Annotated in this window: 1 protein-coding gene and 1 pseudogene; both read left to right on the top strand. The window is 54.7% G+C overall.

Translation table 11 applies throughout. The annotated features are described in order from the left end of the window. Window positions 1–5: 5 nt before the first annotated feature. Window positions 6–1,325 (top strand): lateral flagellar hook-associated protein LfgK, encoded by a 1,320-nt coding sequence (lfgK, locus tag AACS18_RS14090; RefSeq protein WP_108612497.1) that lies wholly within the window; start codon window positions 6–8, stop codon window positions 1,323–1,325. A gap of 11 nt (window positions 1,326–1,336) precedes the next feature. Next, a pseudogene (gene lfgL / locus AACS18_RS14085) lies at window positions 1,337–1,904 on the top strand (lateral flagellar hook-associated protein LfgL); the annotation flags it as partial.

The following is a 1,904-nucleotide window of genomic DNA, read 5'->3' as shown; positions in this document are numbered from 1 at the left end:
GACTGATGTCACTGCTCAATATCGGCGCCAGCGGACTAAATGCAGCCCAGATTGCATTGAATCTGACCGCCCAGAATATCGCGAACGTCAATACAATCGGGTATAGCCGTCAGGAAGCCATGATGGACAGTCTGTCCGGTTTCGGGCGGTTGGATAATGGTGCCGGTGTCGAGGTGACAGGGGTACGCAGGGTAACGGATGACTATCTGGTAGCCCAACACTGGCGTAGCCGTGCGGCCACCGGTTCCTCTTATGCCTTTCATCAGTACATCAATACGACAGAGCAGTTGCTGGGCAGTGAGTCGATGAATATCGCAAAAGGGCTCGACAGCTTTTTTGCTTCGCTCAGTGCTGCGCTCGACAGTCCGGAAACACCGGCACAGCGCAGCCAGATTGTCAGTTCAGCAGGGGCGCTTGCCAACCGTTTTACCCAGCTTGACGAGAGCATGGTCACCCAGGAAAAGCAGATCGATGATCAGCTGAACAGTACGGTTTCCCAAGTGAACAGTTACTTGAAGCAACTGGCTGAGCTGAACATGCAGATTGGCGATCAGACAGCCAAGGCAGTTAATACCGCTGCGCTGGAAGATAGTCGCGAACAGATTGTGCGTGAGTTGTCTGCCTATATGGAGGTGCGGGTCAATCGTCAAAGCGATGGCTCGTTTGCGCTCAGTCTGCCGCAAGGACAGCCGTTGGTTCTGGGAAGCAGCAGCAGTACCCTCGCGCTTGCGGGCGATAAACTCAGCCTCGCTTTCGGTGGGCAGACGTTTGAGGTGCCTAAATTGCATGGTGGCTCTCTGGCGGGGGTAATGGATTATCGCACTACAGTGCTGCGTCCACTGCGTGGTGAGCTGGATCAGATAGCCAAAAAGCTGGCTGATGAGTTTAATGCCAAACAAGAGACCGGCTCTGATTTGAAGGGGGCGAAAGGCAAACCCCTCTTCTCATACGATCCGCTTAATCCTTCAGGTTCCCTGCGCGTTGTCGCCGGTTTTTCCGGTAGCGACCTTGCCTTTGCCAAGACCGGCGGCGGTAAGGGCGATAACCGCAACCTGCAGGAGTTGCTGACCATCAAAGATAGCCAGTACAACGCATACAGTGCGCTGCTGGGCAAGATGGCGGTGCAGAGTGGTCAGGCCAAGGCGACCATGCAGGCCGATGCCAATATGGAAAAACAGATGGCGACCAAGCTGAGCAGTGTCAGCGGTGTAAATACAGATGAAGAAGGGGTGAAGATCATGGCGTATACCAAGGCTTATCAGGCCAATGCCAAGGTGATCAGCACCTCCGAACAGCTCTTCAACTCCATTCTGAATATGTTCTGAGGAGGGTAACCATGCGCATCAGTACCAACCAGATCCAGCTCAGCATGCTCGACAACTTGCAGCATGGCTTCGGCGAGTATGCCCGCCTCGATCGCCAGATCTCCACGCAAAAACGCATTCTTCAGCCCTCAGATGATCCTGTTGGCAGTGTGCAGCTGCTGGGCTTGCAGAAAGAGCAGGTGGCGATGGCGCAGTACCAGAAGAATATCGCCAACGCCAAGAGCCAGCTCTCCCAGGGGGAGTTGCAGCTCGATACCATGACCAACATGCTGATGCGGTTGCGTGAGTTGACCCAGACGGCCGCTAACGGCTCCCTGTCTGAAGGGGATCGCAAAGCGGTTGCCAGTGAAGTCGCCATTATCAAGGATGGTCTGCTGGATTTGGTCAATGCCCGCAACGAGAGTGGCTCCAGCCTGTTTAGCGGCAGCAAGGTGGATGAGACCGCTTTGGTGAAGGTGGCTGACCCAAAAGAGCCTGACTTTGGAGGTTACCGCTATAAGGGTGATCATCTGGTACGGGAGGTCGGCATTGCCAAAGGTGTCACAGTGGGGTTAAACCAGACTGCCGATCAGCTTTTTT

Source organism: Aeromonas sp. HMWF015, from assembly GCF_963878965.1.
In the GTDB taxonomy this organism is placed as follows: domain Bacteria; phylum Pseudomonadota; class Gammaproteobacteria; order Enterobacterales; family Aeromonadaceae; genus Aeromonas; species Aeromonas veronii.
Note: the sequence above shows the minus strand (reverse complement) of the source record. Positions and strands in the feature narration are given on the sequence as shown.